This is a genomic window from Candidatus Paracaedimonas acanthamoebae, from assembly GCA_017307065.1.
Taxonomy (GTDB): Bacteria; Pseudomonadota; Alphaproteobacteria; order Caedimonadales; family Caedimonadaceae; genus Paracaedimonas; species Paracaedimonas acanthamoebae_A.
On the sequence record JAFKGL010000001.1, the window covers coordinates 1 to 2278 of the forward strand.

At 33.3% G+C, this 2278-nt stretch carries 4 protein-coding genes; 1 reads left to right on the forward strand and 3 read right to left on the reverse strand.

Translation table 11 applies throughout. The annotated features are described in order from the left end of the window. Positions 1–191 precede the first annotated feature (191 nt). Together J0H12_00005 and J0H12_00010 are read right to left on the reverse strand one after the other, a co-directional pair. Positions 192–581, reverse strand: coding sequence for a type II toxin-antitoxin system VapC family toxin (locus tag J0H12_00005; GenBank protein MBN9412296.1), 390 nt, complete (start codon positions 579–581; stop codon positions 192–194). Next, the gene (locus tag J0H12_00010) at positions 571–819 is read right to left on the reverse strand and encodes an AbrB/MazE/SpoVT family DNA-binding domain-containing protein (GenBank protein ID MBN9412297.1); all 249 of its coding nucleotides are present in this window, start codon (positions 817–819) and stop codon (positions 571–573) included. Before J0H12_00010 ends, J0H12_00005 begins: the two co-directional genes overlap by 11 nt. Positions 820–1104: 285 nt before the next feature. On the opposite strand from J0H12_00010, the gene J0H12_00015 reads away from it, so the two are divergent. Beyond that, a complete protein-coding gene (locus tag J0H12_00015) occupies positions 1105–1665 on the forward strand; it encodes a recombinase family protein (protein ID MBN9412298.1) in 561 nt (186 codons plus the stop codon). Positions 1666–1752: 87 nt separating this feature from the next. On the opposite strand, the gene J0H12_00020 is transcribed toward J0H12_00015, so the two are convergent. Then, entirely contained in the window at positions 1753–1989 is a 237-nt protein-coding gene (locus J0H12_00020) for a DUF378 domain-containing protein (GenBank protein ID MBN9412299.1), read from the reverse strand. Between the last annotated feature and the right edge of the window lie 289 nt (positions 1990–2278).

Here is a 2278-nt window from a genome sequence, read left to right on the forward strand (position 1 = left end):
AAAAAATCCTTACTAAGTTTAATTCTCATATTGAGGTTGTAAGTGAACTTAATAAAGGAACTACATTTAAATTCAAATGGCCTATTTTTTAAAAACTTAACTAAATTACATTCTGTTGAAACTTTAGCCTAAGATTAAAATTAAGCTAATGATATGAATAACTTATTAAATTGAGTCTGCGAGGAATGTTCTTATCTAATAAGCTTAATTTTGACATTTTCTAATTGCAGCTCTCCCCATATTTTATCAGCTGTATAGATAGGAAGCTGCATCTTTTGCCCCAATGCAATACAAGCTCTGTCTCCTAACGAAAGACCATAAGCTTTAGTTTGTTTTCTGAGATCAGCAGTTAAGAAAGCAAGTACTTCATCATAAGGTTTAATGTTAGAGATAAACGGTAAAACAGTGTCTTGGCATTCTTGTAAAGTCATTTCTGAATCGAGTAATACAGTTGCGACTTCAGTAACATTAATGCTCGACATTATGATATTACCTAGGAGAGATTCAACAATATCTGACCCTGGTTCATTTTTAAGAAGAGCGAGCAGAGCGGAAGAATCTAAAATAACATTATTGTTCATGCTTGGATTCCTCGCGACGCATTTCAAATAAGATATCAACTAAGCTTTCTTTTGAAGAATGGTAGCGGTTTACAATTTGACGTGCAGCTTCAAGTTTATGTTTGAGAGACGTTATAACAAGATGATCATCTTGGAGCTCAAGCATAACTTCTTCACCATCTTTAAGGTTCAACTTTTTTCTGAAGAAAGCAGGAATAACAATTTTCCCACCCTTAGATATTTTTGCTCTTGGTATCATTTAAGGTCCAATATTTTTTTAAAGGATTATAAAAAAATTATAGCATAAAAATAATTTATGCAAGTAAGATATTTTAGGAACTAAAATTTAAATAGGTATAATTTTCATCTTAATATCTAAAAATGATTTTTATGTCAATCTAGAGTATGCTCTAACCTGATGTCAGGAAGAGGGATGTAACCATGTCAGGAATAAATAGGTTTAATAATTTATTGACAAGTGATCGACAACCTCTTAGACTCTATTCTGACAATTAGGGCTCATTTATACGAAAAAGGAAGATTCATGTCTAAAGGTAAAATACTTGGCTATATCCGCGTCAGCAGTTTTGGTCAAAATACAGAACGACAACTCGATGGAATTCTTCTTGATAAAGTTTTCACTGATAAAGCATCAGGAAAAGATACCAAAAGACCTGGACTAGAAGAACTTCTTCACTATGCAAGAGATGGAGATACGATTGTTGTCCATAGCATGGATCGATTAGCTCGTAATCTTGATGATTTAAGAAAGCTAGTGTTAGATTTAACAGAGAAGGGGATAGGTATTCGATTTGAGAAAGAGCAGTTAGTCTTTACAGGCGAGGACTCTCCCATGGCCAAGCTTCTTCTCTCCGTAATGGGAGCTTTTGGAGAATTTGAGCGAGCTCTTATCAGAGAGCGGCAGTTAGAAGGAATTCATCTTGCAAAGCAAAAGGGACTCTATAAAGGAAGGAAGAAAAAGCTCAGTGAGGAAACAATATTAGAGCTTAAGGAAAAGGTTTCTCAAGGACATAGCAAATCAGCAGTTGCCAAGGAGCTTAATATCAGCCGAGAGACACTTTATCAGTACTTGAGAAATAATTAAGTTATAGATTATAATTTTAGTATTCACCCGCCCAACTATATCCATCTCATACCATATAAAAGCTGATACCTTTATAATGCAGTAAAATCAATTATTTATACTACGTTGTGCTAAAGTTGGTAATAGGTAAAGGCCAGAAAGACCTACAAGCGCATATACAACGCGGCTGACTGCTGACACCTCTCCAAAAAGAAAAGCAACAAGATCAAACTTAATGGTTCCAACTAAGCCCCAGTTAATAGCGCCAATAATTACTAAGATGTTAGCAAATAAGCGCGAATAATAAGAAAAAGTCCTTACTGTTGTGTGTGGTGCATTTATCATTATTTCTTCCCTTTAAAATTTATTAACCAAACTTATACTTAGTTTTTTTATTCTAAGAACCTAGCATTAAAGATATAGAAGAAAATGGCATTGTCAACAACGGTTTAAAAATATCCTGCTCTGTTGAAAAGATTTTTTCCTTAGCTTAATTTTAATCTTAGGCTAAAGTTTCAACAGAATGTAATTTAGTTAAGTTTTTAAAAAATAGGCCATTTGAATTTAAATGTAGTTCCTTTATTAAGTTCACTTACAACCTCAATATGAGAATTAAACTTAGTAAGGATTTTTT